18 protein-coding genes are annotated in these 18,989 nt (G+C 45.0%); 9 read left to right on the plus strand and 9 right to left on the minus strand.

The window, feature by feature from the left end; all coding sequences use genetic code 11:
- Nucleotides 1–23: 23 nt before the first annotated feature.
- The 9 genes from rpe to DWB79_RS07545 all read left to right on the plus strand — a co-directional run bounded on the left by rpe (nt 24) and on the right by DWB79_RS07545 (nt 9,745).
- Entirely contained in the window at nt 24–653 is a 630-nt protein-coding gene (gene rpe, locus DWB79_RS07505; RefSeq protein ID WP_016523434.1) for a ribulose-phosphate 3-epimerase, read from the plus strand.
- A complete protein-coding gene (locus DWB79_RS12095) occupies nt 650–1,750 on the plus strand; it encodes a tetratricopeptide repeat protein (RefSeq protein ID WP_016523435.1) in 1,101 nt (366 codons plus the stop codon). The genes rpe and DWB79_RS12095 overlap by 4 nt, the downstream gene beginning before the upstream one ends.
- Nucleotides 1,750–2,898, plus strand: coding sequence for a hypothetical protein (locus DWB79_RS07515; protein ID WP_016523436.1), 1,149 nt, complete (start codon nt 1,750–1,752; stop codon nt 2,896–2,898). The genes DWB79_RS12095 and DWB79_RS07515 overlap by 1 nt, the downstream gene beginning before the upstream one ends.
- Nucleotides 2,898–4,052, plus strand: a complete 1,155-nt coding sequence (locus DWB79_RS07520; RefSeq protein ID WP_016523437.1) for a tetratricopeptide repeat protein — start codon at nt 2,898–2,900, stop codon at nt 4,050–4,052. Before DWB79_RS07515 ends, DWB79_RS07520 begins: the two co-directional genes overlap by 1 nt.
- 11 nt (nt 4,053–4,063) lie before the next feature.
- Nucleotides 4,064–5,188 carry a (E)-4-hydroxy-3-methylbut-2-enyl-diphosphate synthase gene (gene ispG / locus DWB79_RS07525; RefSeq protein ID WP_016523438.1) on the plus strand — a complete coding sequence of 375 codons (1,125 nt, stop codon included), beginning with the start codon at nt 4,064–4,066 and terminating at the stop codon, nt 5,186–5,188.
- Complete coding sequence (locus DWB79_RS07530) at nt 5,185–6,288, plus strand: hypothetical protein (protein ID WP_016523439.1); 1,104 nt, start codon at nt 5,185–5,187, stop codon at nt 6,286–6,288. Before ispG ends, DWB79_RS07530 begins: the two co-directional genes overlap by 4 nt.
- Nucleotides 6,289–6,335: 47 nt before the next feature.
- Complete coding sequence (locus DWB79_RS07535; protein ID WP_016523440.1) at nt 6,336–8,354, plus strand: NAD(+) synthase; 2,019 nt, start codon at nt 6,336–6,338, stop codon at nt 8,352–8,354.
- Between the two features lie 12 nt (nt 8,355–8,366).
- Nucleotides 8,367–8,954 carry a DedA family protein gene (locus DWB79_RS07540; protein ID WP_016523441.1) on the plus strand — a complete coding sequence of 196 codons (588 nt, stop codon included), beginning with the start codon at nt 8,367–8,369 and terminating at the stop codon, nt 8,952–8,954.
- Between the two features lie 74 nt (nt 8,955–9,028).
- Nucleotides 9,029–9,745, plus strand: a complete 717-nt coding sequence (locus DWB79_RS07545; RefSeq protein WP_016523442.1) for a potassium channel family protein — start codon at nt 9,029–9,031, stop codon at nt 9,743–9,745.
- Nucleotides 9,746–9,757: 12 nt separating this feature from the next.
- Here the strand turns inward: DWB79_RS07545 and DWB79_RS07550 are convergent, their stop codons facing one another.
- From DWB79_RS07550 to DWB79_RS07590, 9 genes are all read right to left on the minus strand, one after another.
- On the minus strand, nt 9,758–11,581 hold the full coding sequence (locus DWB79_RS07550) for a putative ABC transporter permease subunit (protein ID WP_016523443.1): 1,824 nt from the start codon (nt 11,579–11,581) through the stop codon (nt 9,758–9,760).
- A gap of 324 nt (nt 11,582–11,905) precedes the next feature.
- Entirely contained in the window at nt 11,906–12,832 is a 927-nt protein-coding gene (locus DWB79_RS07555) for an SAM hydrolase/SAM-dependent halogenase family protein (RefSeq protein ID WP_016523444.1), read from the minus strand.
- 86 nt (nt 12,833–12,918) lie between these two features.
- The gene (locus DWB79_RS07560) at nt 12,919–13,662 is read right to left on the minus strand and encodes a hypothetical protein (protein WP_016523445.1); all 744 of its coding nucleotides are present in this window, start codon (nt 13,660–13,662) and stop codon (nt 12,919–12,921) included.
- Between the two features lie 644 nt (nt 13,663–14,306).
- Nucleotides 14,307–14,696: a thioesterase family protein gene (locus tag DWB79_RS07565; protein WP_016523446.1), complete on the minus strand. Its 390-nt coding sequence runs from the start codon at nt 14,694–14,696 to the stop codon at nt 14,307–14,309.
- Between the two features lie 18 nt (nt 14,697–14,714).
- Complete coding sequence (locus DWB79_RS07570; protein WP_016523447.1) at nt 14,715–15,569, minus strand: carbohydrate ABC transporter permease; 855 nt, start codon at nt 15,567–15,569, stop codon at nt 14,715–14,717.
- Nucleotides 15,566–16,480 carry a carbohydrate ABC transporter permease gene (locus tag DWB79_RS07575; protein WP_016523448.1) on the minus strand — a complete coding sequence of 305 codons (915 nt, stop codon included), beginning with the start codon at nt 16,478–16,480 and terminating at the stop codon, nt 15,566–15,568. Before DWB79_RS07575 ends, DWB79_RS07570 begins: the two co-directional genes overlap by 4 nt.
- A 184-nt stretch (nt 16,481–16,664) precedes the next feature.
- Nucleotides 16,665–17,930 carry an ABC transporter substrate-binding protein gene (locus DWB79_RS07580; RefSeq protein WP_051125824.1) on the minus strand — a complete coding sequence of 422 codons (1,266 nt, stop codon included), beginning with the start codon at nt 17,928–17,930 and terminating at the stop codon, nt 16,665–16,667.
- Between the two features lie 69 nt (nt 17,931–17,999).
- Nucleotides 18,000–18,785 (minus strand): alpha/beta hydrolase, encoded by a 786-nt coding sequence (locus DWB79_RS07585; protein WP_016523450.1) that lies wholly within the window; start codon nt 18,783–18,785, stop codon nt 18,000–18,002.
- Between the two features lie 11 nt (nt 18,786–18,796).
- On the minus strand, nt 18,797–18,970 hold the full coding sequence (locus DWB79_RS07590; protein WP_169558577.1) for a hypothetical protein: 174 nt from the start codon (nt 18,968–18,970) through the stop codon (nt 18,797–18,799).
- Between the last annotated feature and the right edge of the window lie 19 nt (nt 18,971–18,989).

Raw genomic sequence — 18,989 nt, forward strand, 5'->3', positions numbered from 1 at the left:
TTTTTATGGGAGGTTTTAAGACGATGGGGGCATCGTTTATATTAGCGCCGTCTTTATTGAGTGCAGACTTTTCACGGCTTGCTGAAGAATTACAATTTATTGAAGCAAACGGAGGGCAATGGGTGCATCTTGATGTGATGGACGGAGCCTTTGTACCGAATTTAACATTCGGCGCTCCCGTTGTACGCAGCTTGCGAAGTAAGAGCGCCCTTCCTTTTGATGTGCATTTAATGGTTGCTCGTCCTCAAGATTTCGTAAAAGATTTTGCAGCGGCTGGGGCTGATTATTTTACGTTTCATATTGAAGCGGCAGTGCATGCACATCGGCTTATTACGGAAATCCGTGCCGCGGGTATGAAACCCGGCATCAGTATCGTACCGTCAACCCCTGTACATCTTTTGGATGAGGTGTTACCCTTTGTCGATCTTGTGTTGGTGATGACGGTTAATCCGGGCTTTGGCGGACAAACGATGATTCCTCATTGCCTCGGAAAGATTGAGAAACTATGTGAATACCGTGAAAAATACGGTTATCATTATTTGATTTCGGTTGACGGCGGCGTTTGTGCGGAAACGCTTCCGGCTGTATGCAATGCAGGTGCCGATGTTGTTGTTTCGGGATCATCTTTTTTTTCCGGAGATATAAAGAAATGAAAAAAAAATTAGTATTTGCTTATCTTGTGTGCTTTGCTCTATGCAGCATCTTTGCCGACAACGATGATTTGCTGGTCGGGCTTGATGCATACAGCCGCGGCGATTGGACTGCTGCAGTGGAATCGTTTGAATGGGTTCTTACTACGGCAGAACCGAATGACCGTACAGAGGCGCTCTACTGGTTGGTGATGTCCGAAGCTTCTGCACAAAATTATGAACGTGCATTGGAGTATGCCGATGTGTTTTTGGAAAGATCTTCCGAAGATGAACGAGCAGCCGAGGTGAGTTATCAAAAAGGACGGCTTTTACATTTATCCGGTGACTATGAAGCATCATCGGATATCCTCTACCGGTTTATTGAAAAGTATCCTGATCATCCCAAAATTCCGTCCGCTTATTATTGGATAGGTGAAAATCTTTACGCAACAGGTGACCACACCGCAGCTCGCAAAATTTTTAACAAAGTCATTGTAAATTATCCGCAGTCGGGAAAGGTAAACGAGGCACGGTATAAGATTGTACTTATCGATCAGCAGTCGGTACGGGAGGAGCTGTTGCGTATGGCGAACGAAGCGCATGCCGCATCGGCGCAGGTCGAAGAAATACCCGAATCTATCGAACCGGAGCCGAAATCCGATGAAGCAGGGGCTACGATTGTATCAGACAGCACGGACGGTAGTATCGAAGATACCCCTGTTGCGGATGAAGCTGTTATAACGGTTGCTGAAGATACTACCGATACTACCGCGGATGCCGGCAAACCCGATACAACCGAGACAGCGGTTGCATCAACCGACAACACCGAAGCTGCAGCTGTTGAGGAAACTGCTCCGTTAGAGGAAGAAGAAAAGCAGACCGAATACTTTGCCGGTCGTCTGACGGCGTTGGAGGAAAAAATCAATGAAATTTCTGCAACGCTTTCCCTAATTGTCGAAGAACAAGAAAATCAACGTATGCGGGAACAGCAGCGACAGCAAGAACAAAGAGAGGTCGAGCGGCAACAGCTTGAAAAACGCCGTCAGGAACTGGCGGAATTGAAAGCTCGTACCAAAACCTTGGAAAAACTCTATGAACAGCGCATAAAAGGAGTAAAATAATGTGGATACCCAATAAAAAGATGATTCTATTATGCCTTTCGGCATGGTTGCTGAGCGGATTATTTGCAGCGGAAAATACAGTTGAAATGATCAGTGATCCGTTAAAGCTGGTTATTTACCCTAACACGGGTAATTTCTGTTTATATCACTCAAAGGCTGAAGATGCACGTGCGTATGAGCCGCTGTATGATGATCGCGCTCAATCTTCCGTGAATATTTATTCAGTGCTCTTTAATGGGGAAATATTCCATCTCAATAATAAAAGCGGAAAGAAAATTATCATTAGCCAGTCAAAAAACGAGATAACGGTTATGTTCCAGATCAGTATGGATTTTTTGGCGACGCAAACGTTTTCATTTGTACCTTCAAAACAGCGGTCAACGGGGAAACTCTTAAAGGTTGTAACTGAAATTCAAAATATTTCGGGAGACATTGCTGATATCGGTTTAAAGGCTCTATTTGATACTTCGCTTGGTGAAAAAAATCTTGTTCCGCTATATACGGACTTACGGAGCGAAATCGGAGCGGAACTGCTGCTGCAACCGGTATTGGAAAAAGATTCCGTTATCTTTTCTGCGGATAGAGGATATGCCTGTCTTTTCTTCTTACGGAATGAATATATGACGGTACCGACGTCTGTGTATATTGCAAATTGGGAGCGGCTGGTAACAAAGAAGTGGCTCCCTTCTTACGTAAGCGGCAGATCATTCCGTAAGTATGCATTCTCCGATCCGGGGCTTTTATACGTATGGTCTGAAAAAAAGATGCTCAATAAAGAAACGTTCAGTGTTACCAATTGTATCGGTTTTTATGATTACCGGAATGCGGCCGATACTGTAACGGCATATTCGGCGTATACCCAACAGACATCGGGGGAGATTGCTCAACCGGTGGCAGCTCCTGTGAGCAAACCAACCGTTACAACGATCTACCGTACGGCTCCGGCAAATTCGCCTGCTGCCGTTCAAGCTACCGAACGGGATACACCGGTAAAATCGGAAGAATCCAAAAAAGATTACCGGTATGTACAGGAGTTGTTGGATAGGATTGCAGAACTTGAAAAATCTTCCGACTCCTTATCTATGGAAGAAATTGCAAAATTACGTATAGAAGTAGATAACGCAATAGAGGCCATGCAGGAACAATAATGCCGTCATCGATTCTTGAACAAGCAAAAAAACAATTTGCAAAGGGGAATTATCAACAGGTTATCAATTTATTGGAACCCCATGTTACGCAATACGTCGTGTCGGGTGATGCGAAAGATGTCGTGTATAATGCTTCATTTAACAAATCGTTTCCTTTTTATCTGTATTTAGGACTTGCTTGTTTACATGCCGGAGATATCGGCGGCGCCGTTGATTATTTGACCTGTGCACGGCGTATTAAAATGACCGATCCCGATTTACTGTGTGCGCAGGCTGTACTCTTTTTACGGCGTGGTGATACTGCACGTGCGATCGACTATTATCTGGAAGCGATTGAGTATAATCCTAATCATGTATTGGCACGCAGCGGATTGGAGTTTATCCGGACACATAACACACCGGAAGCAATAGGGGACGCCGTTCAATCGGGCGAAATAAAAAAGTTTTATCCCCGTCCGGGAGTGCAGTCCTATATTAAAAAAAGAATCACTTTGTTTACCTGTCTTGTAGGCGCTGTGTGTGTCGTGGTGATTGCACTAACGGTATTGGCGAAAGTCCCTCTATCGATACGGACACGGAATAATAATAGGGCAGACCTTTCGGCATTCACATTGTTGTCGGACGAAAAAGCGCGACCGATTGATACAAGCGGAACCTATCGGTATACGCTTTCAGAAAAAGAGGTACTTGCGGCATATCGGAATGCGCAGAAATATTTTCAAGCTTCACGGGATAACCTTGCGCAAATTGAAGTGAATCGGATTTTGTCTTCAAATGCCGCTCATTCGATTAAACAAAAGGCGCGATTGTTGATGGACTATTTTGCAACACCGGGCTTCGATACCGTTCGGGATATCCCCGCCTACAGCGATGTGCGAGCCGATATTCCACTCTATCTTGATTGCTGGACAATTTGGTCGGGGCGTGCAACAAATATACAATCCGATGGGGACAATACAAGCTTTGATCTTTTGGTGGGGTATAGCGAGCGCATTCAGTTGGAAGGTGTTGTTCCTGTCTTTTGTAATTTTTCGGTCAGGATAGATTCGGAGCGCCCGATAGAAGTATTAGGAAAAATTCAGCAACGGGGCGGTATCCTTTTTTTAAAAGCTTCCGGTATTCATCAAAGTCAAGTGCCGGAAAACAAACGCTGATTGGAGAAGATATGTATACGGCGGAAAAAGTACGGATAGGCGGAAAGGGCGGCGTTCGGAGTATTGTGCTCGGCGGTGATAGCCCCATCGCTATCCAGACTATGTGGAAACAGCCGTTGCGTGAGGATACATTACAGGAGACGGTACGGCAGATAGCCGCACTGGAGCAGCTCGGTTGTGATATTCTCCGGTTTGCCGTACCGGATTCCGAAAGCGCCGAGGTGTTTGTGAAGCTTACCGGAATGACGCCGATGCCGCTTGTTGCCGATATTCACTTTGACTATCGGCTTGCATTGCGCTGTATGGATGGTTGCGCTGCAAAGATACGCATCAATCCGGGAAATATCGGAACGGAAGAGCGGGTAAATGCGGTTATTAAAAAAGCTCAGGATACCGGGACAGCGCTCCGCATCGGTGTCAACAGCGGCTCTCTCCCTGCCGATATACGGAACCGTATGGAGCAGGAAATCCGTGAGGGGCGCAACGCGGAGGAGGCGAGAGCAGCCGCATTGGTTTCCGGGGCACAGCGGGAAGCGGCGCTTTTCGATAGATATGGCTTTACGCAGTATCTTGTGTCGATGAAAGCGTCTTCGGTAAAAGAAACGGTCATTGCCAATGAACTGTTTGCTGCCAAGTCCGCCGCGCCGCTTCATTTAGGCGTTACGGAGGCAGGTCCTTTGGTTTCCGGCATTGTCAAAAGCGCCCTCGCATTTTCGAAGCTGCTTGAGCGGAATATCGGCGCTACCGTGCGGGTGAGCCTTTCCGATACTATGGAAAACGAGGTTATTGCAGCACGGGAAATTTTGACGGAATGTGGCAAACGGAAAGGCGGTATTAGGCTCGTGTCGTGTCCCCGTTGCGGTCGTAACGGTTTTGATGTTCACGGCTTTGTCGCACGGTGGCAGCATCGGCTTTTTGCCGAAAAGAAAGATTTGACCGTTGCCGTGATGGGATGTGTTGTCAACGGCCCGGGTGAGGGAAAGTTTGCCGATATCGGTATTACCGGTGCTGAAAATGTTATTCTGTTGTTTAAGCGGGGCGTTATCGTTCAGCGTATTGATATACAAGGCTTGACTGAAACGGAAAAAAATACGGTTGTCGATGCGGCCTTTGAAAAGGAGCTGAGGAGTTTATGAAAAAGTTAGCAATAGCATGTTTTACAATTCTTATCAGTGTATTTTTGTATGCACAAAAAGTATCGCCCGAATCATTGGAATACCCTTGGCATCTGCTTGAGCAAGGAAAGGTTGCGTATGAAGGGCGGGAGTTCGGCAAAGCGCTCCTTTTATTCAGACAAGCGCGAGAAATGCACAAAACACAGGTAACGGCTCAATATGATTATCTTTTTGCCGCGCTTAAACCGCATCAGGTACGAGCTGCCGGTGATCTTATCTCGGATGTATACCGCGTGTTGGAAAAGCGGCAAGATTATGAAGCATGTGCAATCCTTGATAGAATTTTTCTTACGCATCCTCCTGCTTATTTTGATAGGTCGATTTCTGCAGTACTTGCGTGGTTAAAAAAGAGCGATGTTTATCCCGAATGCGATTATCTAATCGGGAAGGTTTATGAGCTGGAAGGAGAACTTACACAATCCCGCAGGTTTTATCAATCTGCATGGGAAGCGAGAGAATTTTTATACATTCCTGATATGCGGTTTGAAATTATTTATTCGCTTGCACAAATTTCCGGCTTATTAAAGCAGTATGACGATCAGGAAAAATACCTTCTCCTCATTTTAACGGAAGATCCGGTATATGGAACTACCAATGTTGAAAGTGCAACATTGAGGGCGATGATCCATACGATTAAAAACGAACAGACGGTTGAAAAGTTTTTTTCATTATATCGGCATCATAATGATATAGCGCTTCGTGCCTATATTGAATTGACCGATATTTATCTTCGTGCCGAAAAATACGACCGTGCATTTAGAACTGCGCTGCTCGGCGCCGATATCGCCGTTACGTATTTAAGCAATACTTTGAAAAAAGCTGATTTTATGTATACATACAGTAATTTTTCCGATCTATTGCAGAGAATCGGCACAAATAATGAAATTCTGCAATGGACGGAAACCAAGCAAATTTGGAATGTCTTTTTGCAGTTTGCGGATTTGTTGTACCGACAGGGATTTGTCGTACAAGCAAATGATCTCTATCACAAATTGGCGGAGAGCTGCCCTTCTTTTACGTATGCAAAGGAAGCAACTTACAGGCTTTCCCAAACCTTTTAAACGAAAAGAACTGCCGTATCGGCACTGAAAAAACGGGGAGGTGAAAGATGAATATACACGACTACGGATTTTATCGAGTTGCTGCGGTAGTTCCTCCTTGTGTAGTTGGGGATTGTGCCGGCAATGCTGAACGGATTATTGGAGCATTGCGGAAAAGCGCCGAAATGGGAGCCGATATTGCCGTATTCCCTGCATTAGCTTTAACATCCGCCAGCTGCGGTACTCTTTTTGGGCAGCGGTCATTATTGAATGCTGCAGAAGATCGACTTGAGTATATCGTCCGGCAAACTTCCATGGAGCCTATTATCGGTGTGGTTGGTTTCCCGTTCTTTTTTTCAGGTAGCATCTACAGTGCTGTTGCCGTCTTCAGCAGGGGAACTATTTACGGTATTGTACCGCTGGCTGAAACCGCACATTCCCGCGTTTTTTCCGTATATGACGGAAAAGAATCCTCGGTAATTCTTACCGGCTTGCAAAATACCGCTGTTCCGTTCGGTTCCGATTTGCTGTTTGAAGTGGAAAAAAGCAGGTTTTCGTTTGTAATCGGCAGCTCGAAAAATGTACAAAATCAAAGTCAGACTGGAAATAAAAACGATTCTCTGACAGTGGGCATCCCCCTCACGGTAACCGGATCGGCGCTATGCATTGAGCCGCTTGCACAGGCTTCGTTTGCGGGGTCATTTACGGAACTCTGCCGCAGCGCTGCTGCTCGGTCAAAACAGGAAAGAAATACGGTTTTGTTTGTCAACGCCGGTTGGGGAGAGTCTACGACCGACACTGCCTGTGCAGGCGAGCGGGGCATTTATGAAAACGGCGAGCTGTTGGCAGCAGCAAATGGCTTTGAATTATCTGCTTTTAATAAAACAGGCGATTTCAATTTTTCCGGCTATGAAGATGAAGCCGCTATTACCCTTGCAGATATGGATTGCGAGGCACCTTCCAGCTTCGGGCGTAGTCCATCGGCTTGCCGCCGTATTGTCATTCCTACCATTCCTTCCCGAGGGGTGCTGCTTGTCCGGCCGCGCAATCCCAATCCCTTCATCCCGCTTGCAGTGCAAAATAACGAGCCGGCATGGGAGAGTTTTTTCTCGCAGGTAACGGAACTTCAGGCGCGTGGGCTTGCTAAGCGCATGTACCATACGGGATGTACAAAAACCATACTCGGAATTTCGGGTGGCTTGGATTCCACATTGGCGCTTTTTATTGCGGTTCTCGCTTCGCGAATGCTCCGTCAGAAAGCCGATTCGGTTACGGCAATTACGATGCCCGGCTTCGGAACAACGGATAGAACAAAGTCCAATGCACTTAAACTTGCGGAATTGCTTGGCTGTACCGTTCTTACCATTCCTATAGAAAAGGCAATGCTGCAGCATTTTGCAGATATTGGTCATCCTGCGGATCTCTGTAATACCGTCTACGAAAACGCGCAGGCGCGTGAACGTACTCAAATTTTGATGGATAAAGCAAATCAGCTTGGCGCGTTGCTTGTCGGTACGGGAGATCTTTCCGAATCGGCGCTCGGTTGGGAAACGTATAACGGTGATCACATGTCGATGTATAACGTCAATGCCGGTATTCCCAAAACAATGCTGCGTCATTGCATTCGCTATGTTGCAGCGTATCCCTCTGCCTTTTTACCGGATATGAATATGCATACTGAATTCCGCGCTGTCGTACAGGATATCCTCGATACACCGATTAGCCCTGAATTGCTGCCTGCACAAAAACAGATCATTACGCAAAAAACCGAGGACATACTCGGTCCTTATGAACTGCATGACTTCTTTTTATATTATATTTTACACACGGATTTTAGCCCTGCAAAAATTCTTCTGCTTGCTGAACATTGTTTTTCTACGGAACAGCGGTATAACCGTCAACAGATACTCGGCTGTATGCGTATTTTCTACCGGCGGCTTTTCTCGCAGCAGTTTAAACGTTCCTGTGCTCCCGACGGTGTGCAGGTAGGGTTCGGCAGTTTTTCTCCGCGAGGGATGTGGCAAATGCCAAGTGACATGAATGCTGCCGTCTGGCTTGCCGAACTTGAAAAATTGTCGGAGGTATGATACATTGTTTCAATGTTTCAAGCAATTGCTGCGTGGATAGGACAGTATATTTCTTATTTTCCGTTGGTTATTTTTATCAGCTTGTTCCTCGGAGGATTTAACCTTCCGATTTCGGAAGATATCATTGTTATTACTGCGGCTTTACTCTGTAAACAAGAGAAGGCATCCATTCCAGCCTTTTATGCTTCTCTTTATTTTGGAGCGATAATCAGCGATTACCTTGTTTATTTTTGGGGATGGCTTTTGGGACGAGGCAGGATTTCCAGCAAATTCTTTTCGAAATTGATAAGCGAAAACAGTGTCACCCGTATTTCCCGTGCCCTTCAACGGCACGGTTTTTTAACTTTTTTATTCGGACGTTTTATCCCTTTCGGTGTACGCAATGTTATTGCAATGACATCCGGCTTTGTCAATTTTCCGTTTTATAAGTTCGCTCTTTTTGATGCTATTGCAGCGGTTTGTAATATTTCGGCTTTATTCTGGCTTGTCTACTTCCTTGGGCAAAGAGGCAGTCATTTTATGAAGATTATTGGGATCATCCTTTTACTGCTTTTTATCGGCTTTAGTATTTATGTTATGCGATCGGAAAAACTCTTTTAAGCTTCACAAAAGGAACACCGCGTTGAATGATGTACCTATAGGAATTGAATATTTATCGGTAGAGAGGAGGCAGTATGAATAAATTCGCAATTATTGGTTTAGGTGCGTTCGGTGTCCGTATGTTGGAAGAACTGCTCCATTTTACCGATGAAGTTATTATTATTGATAGGGATCCTAATCTTATTAAAAAGTATGAAGGCAAGGCTGTTAAAGGCTATATCGTAAATATTACCGATGAAGAGAGTCTCCGTAAAAATATCCCCCAAAGAATCGGTACTGCTATTGTTGATTTAGGCGGAAGGATTGAGCTTTCGCTGATGGTAACCAAATATTTAAAGCAGCTCGGTATTAAAGAAATTGTCGTAAAGGCCGAAACCGACCAACATGAGAATCTGCTGTCTATGGTTGGGGCAACCAAGGTGATTTTTCCCGATCGTGAAGCGGCAAAGCGGGTTATGCCGATGCTCGCCTCAACTTTGCTGTTGAATTTTATGCCAATTTCAGCGGATCTCGCATTGGCGGAAGTAAGCATTAATGAAAAATATATCGGCATGACGCTCCTTGAAGCAAATTTACGAAAAGAACTCGGTCTTAATGTTGTTGCGGTACGAAAGCAAGATTGTGAAAGTTTTGAATTTATTGAACCGGACTATCGTTTTGCCGCAGATGATATTCTCCTCTTAGCAGGTTCGGAAGAGCATATTTTTGTCTTTTCTCATCATAAAGAAGATTTACATAAAAAAGAACATGCAAGCCTTTTCCGTATGCTTTTTCCACGCTTTCATTTTTAGATTTTTCTTAATCTAGATTTCGAGCCTGTTAATTTTCCGCTCTGCATACGGCCAAAAGAAATGTGCGGTAATGCCGCTTGCAAGTAGCGGGATACCGGCAAAACACAACAGATAATATTCTTGTGGTATAGACATCAGCGATGCCACTGTTACGATGATACCTAAAAGCAGTAGGTCTGAAAACAGTATGATGATATTGTTCAGATTATGTTTGACTGCCGCTGCGGGCGTATCCCAGTGGAGCTTGGGATGGGCGGTATCCAGCATCAGTGCAAGCAGGTTGCAGAAAAGAGCGAGCGAGAGCGCGATTATAAACGCAGCGATAGCGGTCAATGGCGTTAGCGAAAAAAGAAGCGCAATGCCGCCTACACCGATAAGGGAGCCGATACCGGCAAAGAGCATTGCATGTGCGAGCTTAGCCTGCATATATTGCTTTATCGAAAGGGGAAGGCTTTTTATCAGGTTGAGGTTTTTTGCATCACGGGAAACGGCTGTTGCCGCGATGCCGGTTGTCGAGCCGAGAAAAGTGCCGCATACTCCTGCAATTACAAGTCCCGCACTGCTTTGCATAAAGTCTTCCGTTCCTGCCGGTAGGTGAAGTGAGCCGGTGAGGTACATAATGCCGTAGATGAGCGGCAGCAGTATCATAGCGAATGGACCGTTTAAAAGATACGCCGGCTCGCGGTTCATTATATGGATTTCTCGTAGCAGCAATGTACTAAAGGCTGAACGTCGCTTAAACCCGCTGTGGATTAAGGTTTTCGTTTCTGATGCCGTAAGCCGCTTGAAGGTCTGTTCGTCAAATCCATCCTGTGTTTTTTCATACACCGCTGAAAGCAGACCGATTATTGCTGCGGCTACGGCAATGCAGATTGTGATAAACAATAGAAAAGAACCTATCGCTGTAGAAAAAGAATTCGCTGAAAGAGCCGCCGCAAAAAAACGCATCGGTAAGAGACAGCGCGTAACGGCGGCAATTCCCGGCCGGTAACCTGTAAGAGTTCCGGCTAAGTCAGAACTTTCGTGCAGCATATTGACCGATTGTACAAAATAATTGATTCCAAGCGCCATCACGATGCCGAGTATTCCGGTAATTAGCATTACAAATCGGCGCTGTTTAAAAATCTTCGTTATCCTCATAACACTGATATTGATTAGATAGCACAGTCCGATAATCGGCAGCGGAAAGAAAACGGCGCCGGTTAATGCTATTATATAGAATGAAGCAGGTGAGTGCTCATAATGTCCGTATACAGAGGCGGTAACTCCGAAAAAACTCACCGAAATAATCAGAGCCGGTAAACAATGCGCAAAAAATTTTGCGCCGAAAAAAATACGGGGCGGAATAGGCATTGCGCGTAGCGTTTGTTCGATACTTCCGATATAGTATGTAGAAAGCGTCAGTAAAAAATTAGAAATAAAAAGAAAGGCAAACAGCGCCGTGATTTCGATTTCAAAGAGGAGGTGTTGCATCCCTAAGGGCTGTAAGCTCTTGTAGAGATTTATCGTGATCATCCTGAATAATGCGATAAAGCAGCCGACGATGTATATCAAAAAAAGAATAAAAAGTCCGGTTTTAACGATAGACATAGTTTCTTCCACATTTTCGGAAGCGCTGCCGGAAGTTTCTTTGCTTGAGTTATTTTCGGCGGCTGCTTCCGGAATATTTTTTACCGCTTGCTCTTGTTTGTTTCGGCTTCCGCGGTGAGTACGGTTGTTTTTTCCCCGGATAAAATCTTGCCACCGACTGATACCGAATACCATCATCGCATAGATTCGGAATAGAGACTTAAAAACAGCAAGATACCGTGTGTCGGTTTTGTTTTTTTGATGCATATACGTATACCTTTTCGGCTATTATAATACGGTTATCATTTTTCTGCAATTTAGCGTCCCGATGGGATCAGGGATTTACCGATGCGTTGGCTTTGTATGGATTAGAGTAAAATAAGAGCATAAATAGTATACGTGTGGCAGTACCGCTGTTTACGGCGGCCGGTCAGGTCTTATCTGATGACAGGGGTTTGGCATCTAAATCTAAGGAAACTGTCCAAAAACTGATTCGCGATCCGCGTAAGCGGATACGATAAATTATTTCTTTACAGAAAAAGCCGGTAGGCTTTCAAGTTTTTGGACAGCCCCTATATTTTCAAAAGGATGTTATTTTGTAATTTTGGTGATCTTCACTGTCCATTCGCCGCCGTATTCGATTTTATGCACGGCTGCGAAATTATCCATATTTAATGCCATCGATAAGCAATCGAGGCTATTGTAATACAGCAGCGGCTTTCCATCGGGAACATCACCGAAACTGTTCACATACGGCATAGAGCCGGTGTATACTTGTTTTCCGTTATTGAATACCGTTACCTGTACGACATCATTGACGGCTAATTTTAATGCATCCGCTGTTTCACGGCTGATATTTGTCCACACATTTCCATACTGCACATCGAGGGCAGGGATAGTGCCTAACAGTGAACCGTTATCAAAACGAGGCTTTTCGTAAGAAATACGGACAATCTCTTTTTTTGTGGCTCCTACCTGTTCAAAACTGATAATTCCTCCTGCGAGCCGTGCGCCGGTAAAGGCATATACATCGCGACCGTGGAAGGTGTAGCTCTTTTCTGAGTTTTTTCGGCGGTTTACCGCTTCATCGATTAAACGAACTTCAGCAATTCCCAACCGATCTGCAACCAGTGTAAGTGTTCCATTGTCAGGGGTAACAATATAGTGACCTGTCTTAGTCTTTAAGACAACCGAATCGCGGTCGGTACCGACACCGGGATCAACTACCGATACAAAAACCGTACCTGCCGGCCAGTATTCTACTGTCTGAAAGAGCCGATACGCTGCATCCCAGATACTGTAAGCCGGTATTTCGTGGGTAAGATCATACAGCGGAATCGCAGATGATTGCGTAAAAGCGACACCCTTCATTGCGGAAACTGCGCCGTCCTTTAATCCGAAGTCCGTCTGAAATACCAACGGCCGAGAATTTCGGGGCATTCCCGCGCAGCCGGAAATACCGATTGCGATTATCAGCATACCCGCTGCAGCCAAACCGAATAACCTTTTATTGCACATAATTCCTCCTATAAAACCAACTTTGCTTTTGCAAACTTGGTCTCATTAACTGGTGGATAAGGATGTCCATCAGTTAATGAGGGCTTTTAAAACTCATCAAAAGAAACATCTTCCTGTTTTACAGGTGTATCGCTTCCTTCGGGGGCGTTTTCTATGTTTTTAACGGCCGATGTATTTGAATCAAATTCATCGTATTTGTCATAGGCGGCTTTTAATTCTTCTACAAGTTGTAAAAGCGCTTTTTCGTCCAATGCTTTTAAGACATCCTGACATTGTGCGGGTGAAATTGCAATTCGCACCGCAGGGCAGTTAGCACCGTCGCTCGCTTGCGTTGTCGCATTGGCAAGAATGAAATACGGTCGTTGCGGAGTAATAAACTGATAATCGAACCGCAAAGTAGGGTGCGTTTCATGTGCTCCGCCGAACAATCCCCATGTCATTAAAACATCAGTCTTTCCAAATGCTCCTTTTTTCTTCGCGCCTTCTGGAGTCAGTGTTTTATTGGCAAAGGCCGTGAGGTATTGTTCAATAGCATCCCGTAGAAGTGCGCGCTCTTTCTTTTTTAAGGAAATCCAAATGTTATCGCCCATCATCTTATGATGAAACTTAACAGTGTTGGTTGACGGTTCAAAAACAAAGCTGATATCGCGCGGCAGTAAATCGTTGGAATAACGTTTTACTATGTTAAGATGCAGTACACCTAACGACTGCACCGGATAATTGCCGAGGAAGTCGGGATCTTGCTTTTTTGACGTAGAGGCACAGGCACCGCTCAAAAGGACAATACCGAGCGTTGCAATCAATAAACACAGGGGTATAAGACGTTTCATAATAACTCCTATAAAAACTTGAGCTAAAAACTACGCCGACGATTATGTTTGACAGTACTTTTTAGCATATCTTTTTATCCCGCATTGTACGGAAAACATCCTCTTAATGCAAGGTCTTTGCATCGATGTCACAGGGCAACCGCATTATAAAATATTTTCAGAGGTTGCCTTCCTTCTGTGCGAAATTTCATAGGTATAAGGTGAGCGTCTACAATGGCGCCGCTCACCTTAACCGTCAAGTTTTCTTTCGAAAACTTGCGTATTGATGTGTGCGCTTTTCGCGCACGAATGCAACAGTTTCCAAAATTCATATTTTGTTCAACTGTTGCATTTTAAGGAAATAAAATTTCGCACATTTGTCCAGCAGACGGGTAAACGCATCAGGTGAGTAGGTAAAAACCGTGGAAAAATTGAGACTGTGAGACCATTTGAACCATCTTCAACTGTTGTACATCCGTGTACAACAGTTGAAGGCGAGTTTTGTGCGTGCACAAAACATCGCTGCTGTATGGAACTACTGCCATCCTTGGCAGTTCTGGTCGAATAGTCTCAATTTTTCCACGGGGGTGTTAAAAAACGACCTGATGCGTTTACCCTGATCGATGTCAACCGCAGCGGAGATATTGTAAAAAGAGTGAATATCATTATGTGCAGCAAGCTCGGAGTTTTTCCATAAAACGTTTTTTATTGACGATTGCCCGCACATGGGTACCGCTGCCGATAATTCCCCTATCGTTTGATACTTCCGCTTTAAAAGTTAAGAATTTTCCATTCTCACTGATGTCTATCAGTTCGGTATGGACATACACTTTCATCCCTTCAAGGGTTGCCGCGGTATGTTGAATGTCAACTTTTACGCCGACCATCGTATATCCTTCTTCTAAGAACGGAAGTACACTGAGTGCTGCAGTCCGTTCAATTTTTAAAACCATGTTCGGCGTCGAAAACACCTCAAGGGTATCGTCACCGTCTTGACTTGCCAACATTTCTTTTGTAACGGTAAAGCAAGTATCTCCTTTAATTCCGACTTTCATATCAACCTCCTACACCTACTACTTTATTGCACCGGCGGTCATTCCCTTGATAAAATACTTACTCATAAATAAATAGAGAATCAGCATCGGGAGGATGGCTACGGTTAATCCGGTAAAGAGGAGCGTCCAGTTGGTACTGTGCTGCCCGAAAAAGGTACTGAGACCGACCGGCAGGGTTTTCAGACTTCTATTATGTAAAAAGACGAGTGGAAAAAAGAAGTCGTTCCAAATAGGAACTGCATTGTAGATGGTTACCAACGCAATTCCGGGCGCAATCACCGGCATCATAATTTTGCTGTAAATACTAAAATCATTGCATCCGTCGATCCGTGCGGCATATTCGAGGTCTGCCGGAATAGCCTTAAAAAAACCTGACAGGATAAATATTGTTGAAGGAATACCCATTGCAGTAAAAATTAAGATAACCGACAAGAAGTTATCCATAAGCCCAAGTTTTCTGATAATCATAAAAAGCGGGATAATAGCGGCTTTCAGCGGCAACATAATACCGCTTAAAAAGATCATATACAGCAAGGTATTCCCTTTGAACACATAGCGGCTGATAGCATAAGATGCCATCGATCCGAATAGCAGTACTAATGCCATAGAGGATACCGTTACGATGATACTGTTGAGAAAGAAGGTGCTGAACCCCATATCAATCCAAACCCGTTTGTACGAAGAAAAATCGGGATTGGCTGGTAAGGCGAATGGGTGTTGGAGAATTTCCCGTGTGGGTTTTAGCGAGGATATGACCATATTAAAAAGCGGATACGCAATCAAAATAACATAGCCAATCATCAGTATTAAAATAGCGCCGATTGCAAGGCTCTTTACCGGAGAGGCAGTTTTAATGCGCAAATTTATGTTCATACCTGTGTCTCCTTTGCTTTTCCGATTGCGACGGATACGAGTGAAATACAAAAAGTCATAATATAGATGATAACGGCGATGGTACTGCCGATGCCGATTTCGGGGTTACCCGTATCTACCGAACCGAAGGCTGTGCGGTAAAAAAGCGTGCCGATGGTGTCGGTGCTGTAGTTCGGCCCGCCGCCGAGGTCGGTCATGGTGTATATCTGTTCAAAAACATTTAAACTACCGATGACGGTTAGTACCGTGATAACCGTTATGGATGGAATGATGAGCGGGAATATGATTTTCCAAAATAAGCCCGTCTCGCTTACGCCGTCTATGTATGCGGCTTCAATACAGCTTTGATCGATTGAGTCGATGGCTGCAAGGAATACGAGCGAAGGGAAGCCTACCCAGCGCCAAATATTGGTCGCGATGATGGCGAATGTTGCGGTGCTTTCGTCACCGAGCCATGCCCGTCGGAGGGACGAGAGGTCGAGGAGATTCAAAAAACTATTGACCAACCCATCACTCTTTAAATACATACCCCACAAGAAACCGACCGCTACAATGGAAAAAAGCACCGGTATAAAGAATACCCGTTTAAAAAAGCCATGCCCTGCAATCTTTCTGCTTAATGCATATCCGAACAGCAGTCCGAGGCTGTTTTGAATGAGCATCGTGCAGCAAAACCAGATGCCGTTGTGCTTTAATGCATTCCAAAAGCGTTCATTATACGGAAAGGTAAAAAACAACTTTTTAAAATTACCCAATCCGGTAAATGCGCCACGGAGCAGCTGATTCCAGTCAAAAAAACTGTTAAATAGGCTCATAAAAAGCGGCAGCAAAATAAAAACGCTGACAATCAGCAGCGCCGGCGTTACGAAAAACGCAATCCATAAAAATTTACTTGTTTTTGATGTTATCATACTTTCTATCCGGAGCAATCACATCAGACTACTCTTCAATAGCCCCGCAGAATAATTGGAGGCTGTTCAACCAGAGTTGAATCGCTTTGCGATTCAAATGGTATGCCCAACCTCCAATTATTCTGCGATTCTTATCTATTGTGTCTGATGCGATTGCTCTGAGCGGCTATCCCTTTATCCCTTTTTATTTTTGGAAGGGCTTATAATAGGTAGCGATACCTGTTTGTACTTGCTTACATGCTTGTTCTGCAGTTAACGTACCTGCCAAGTATCCCTGTCCTGCAGCCTGCCACAGCGCTGAACCGGTCGGTTGTTCATAGCGGAACGGAACGAGGAAAATATAGCTGGTGCTATTCTTCATCATTGTGATGACCTTTCCGACGAACGGATCTAACGAGGTATCCACACCGGGGGTGGAGCTGATCATCTTGAGTTCTGAAATCAGCATATTACCTACTTCCGGGGAACCGAGGAACTGCAAGAAGGCGAGCGCCGCTTCTTTATGCGCTGTTTTTGCATTGACTGCCCAGTTCATATCGGCATAGAAAGTAACGTACTGTTCGCCTGCCGTTGTGCCCGGTACGGGGAATGCGTCGAATTGGAGGGAGGGATTGTTTGCCTTAAAAGTTCCTGCTTCATACGAACCGCCGATCATGTGTGCGGCCATTTCGTTCATAAAAGCGCCTTGAATGTCAGTATAGCCGACACCGGTGAACAGTTCCGGCATATAAGGGCGTAATGCGCCGATTTTTTTGACCGCATCCACAAAGCGCGGGTCTTCGAAGGTAGTGTTACCGGCGACGACTGCATTGAAAAAGTCGTTGGCTCCGTAAAAGTTGGGGCCGACTCCACCTAAAAGCGTTTCTACCGTCCATCCGTCCTTAGAACCGTTTGCAAGCGGGGTAATTCCGTTCTTCTTACATACTTCAAGATTGGAAATGAATTCGTCCCATGTTTCGGGAACTTTTAAACCGAGCTTTTTGTATATATCTTTGTTGTAGTAACAGAAGATCGCTTGGCTTAACGCGGGCAAGCCGTATATTTTACCGTCTTTAATGCTCCGTGCCCCCTGCTTTGCCGGTTCGGAATAATCCTTTAAATTGGGGATAAGGCTGTCGAGTTCAAGGAGATACTCACTGTCTGCAAGTGTCTGCAAGCCACCGTAAGCCCTGCCCATAAAGACATCCGGCCCGCCGCCGCCTTGCAGCGATGCACTTACGATCGTGTTATACTCGGTGTTTTTAATGGCGGTTTGCTTTACCGTGATGTTCGGGTGCTTTTTTTCAAAGGCTTGAATTACCTTTTCGTAGAATTCGACATCCTCGGTACGCCATGTCCAAAATTCCAGCGTAACTTTTTCGCCGGATTTGTTGCTGTTTTCATTTGAACATGCAAACGACATCAAGAGAAAACATGCTACCAATGCTGCAATGACTTTGTTTTTCATCATTTGCCTCCTTTCTTTAGGTATCTCTAAAAACTCGATTGGCTTTTTAGAGGGTTTCCTATGTTAACCGATTTAAAAAAAACGGTTAATAACCTTTTTAATTCCGCTGTCCCACAGCGGCCATTCATGCCCTCCGGTACTTTCTTCATAGTAATGCTCAATGCCGTGTTCCTGTAAAAAACGGTGAAAGCCGCGGTTGACACCGATTAAGCTGTCCGAGGTACCGCATTCGAGGGAGAGCTGCGGATATGCCTTTTCCTGCGCGGACTTTTTCATTGTGAGTACCGCATTTTTATATTCGCTTTCCATATTCTCTATGCTGCCAAATATGCCCTCCGCCCATTCAGGGGTAAAGACGGGATGTTCAGGCGAAAGCTGCTCCCTCGTCAAAAAGGCGGAGGAAATGCCCGCTGCGGCTCCAAAGTTTTGCGGATATAAACACGCTGCCCGTATTGCTCCGGCGCCTCCCATCGAAAGCCCCGCGATAACGGTATCGTCCCGATCTGCTGAAAGGTGAAACAACCTCCGTGTCAGCCGTATCAGCTCGTCCCCGACAAAGGCGCCGTACTGCTGCCCGGGAAGTTTACCATCGATATAAAAAGCATTTTCCGCCGCCGGCATGATGACGGCAATATGTTTTTCCGTTGCGTAGCGACGTATGTTTGTAAGCGTGAGCCAGTCCGTATGGCAGCCGTATAGTCCGTGCAGCAGATAGAGCGTTTTGAGCGGCTTGGTTTCCTGCACCTGCGGTCTTTGCCCTGAAGCATCGGGCACGCTTTCTTCCGCCGGAATAATTGCGCACAGTGAAACCGGACGCATAAATGATTGTGCAAAAACTTCGGTATAAACAAGAGCCATCTTACTTTTTCTTATCCTAAAACTGCTTTTCGAAGAACTTCATACCATGGCTTGAAGTTCTTCAACTGTGCTTCTGACAGTTCAGGACAGTCTTCTGTAATTACAGGCTTTGCTGAATGTATTATTTTTTTATCTTCTTCTGTAAGAGGATTCATAATCAAATCATCTAATGTCATAGTTTTCATATCAAAAGTCATTTAGATA

The sequence above is a fragment of the Treponema medium genome (assembly GCF_017161265.1).
Taxonomy (GTDB): Bacteria; Spirochaetota; Spirochaetia; order Treponematales; family Treponemataceae; genus Treponema; species Treponema medium.

Coding starts and splice junctions, on each gene's coding strand:
- DWB79_RS07585 (WP_016523450.1), bottom strand. CDS start 18,785: ATGGCTCTTGTTTATACCGAAGTTTTTGCACAATCATTTATGCGTCCG.
- ispG (WP_016523438.1), top strand. CDS start 4,064: ATGTATACGGCGGAAAAAGTACGGATAGGCGGAAAGGGCGGCGTTCGG.
- DWB79_RS07540 (WP_016523441.1), top strand. CDS start 8,367: ATGTTTCAAGCAATTGCTGCGTGGATAGGACAGTATATTTCTTATTTT.
- DWB79_RS07590 (WP_169558577.1), bottom strand. CDS start 18,970: ATGAAAACTATGACATTAGATGATTTGATTATGAATCCTCTTACAGAA.
- DWB79_RS07545 (WP_016523442.1), top strand. CDS start 9,029: ATGAATAAATTCGCAATTATTGGTTTAGGTGCGTTCGGTGTCCGTATG.
- DWB79_RS07550 (WP_016523443.1), bottom strand. CDS start 11,581: ATGCATCAAAAAAACAAAACCGACACACGGTATCTTGCTGTTTTTAAG.
- DWB79_RS07580 (WP_051125824.1), bottom strand. CDS start 17,930: ATGATGAAAAACAAAGTCATTGCAGCATTGGTAGCATGTTTTCTCTTG.
- DWB79_RS07515 (WP_016523436.1), top strand. CDS start 1,750: ATGTGGATACCCAATAAAAAGATGATTCTATTATGCCTTTCGGCATGG.
- DWB79_RS07535 (WP_016523440.1), top strand. CDS start 6,336: ATGAATATACACGACTACGGATTTTATCGAGTTGCTGCGGTAGTTCCT.
- DWB79_RS07560 (WP_016523445.1), bottom strand. CDS start 13,662: ATGAAACGTCTTATACCCCTGTGTTTATTGATTGCAACGCTCGGTATT.
- DWB79_RS07570 (WP_016523447.1), bottom strand. CDS start 15,569: ATGAACATAAATTTGCGCATTAAAACTGCCTCTCCGGTAAAGAGCCTT.
- DWB79_RS07575 (WP_016523448.1), bottom strand. CDS start 16,480: ATGATAACATCAAAAACAAGTAAATTTTTATGGATTGCGTTTTTCGTA.
- DWB79_RS07555 (WP_016523444.1), bottom strand. CDS start 12,832: ATGTGCAATAAAAGGTTATTCGGTTTGGCTGCAGCGGGTATGCTGATA.
- DWB79_RS07530 (WP_016523439.1), top strand. CDS start 5,185: ATGAAAAAGTTAGCAATAGCATGTTTTACAATTCTTATCAGTGTATTT.
- DWB79_RS07565 (WP_016523446.1), bottom strand. CDS start 14,696: ATGAAAGTCGGAATTAAAGGAGATACTTGCTTTACCGTTACAAAAGAA.
- DWB79_RS07520 (WP_016523437.1), top strand. CDS start 2,898: ATGCCGTCATCGATTCTTGAACAAGCAAAAAAACAATTTGCAAAGGGG.
- DWB79_RS12095 (WP_016523435.1), top strand. CDS start 650: ATGAAAAAAAAATTAGTATTTGCTTATCTTGTGTGCTTTGCTCTATGC.
- rpe (WP_016523434.1), top strand. CDS start 24: ATGGGGGCATCGTTTATATTAGCGCCGTCTTTATTGAGTGCAGACTTT.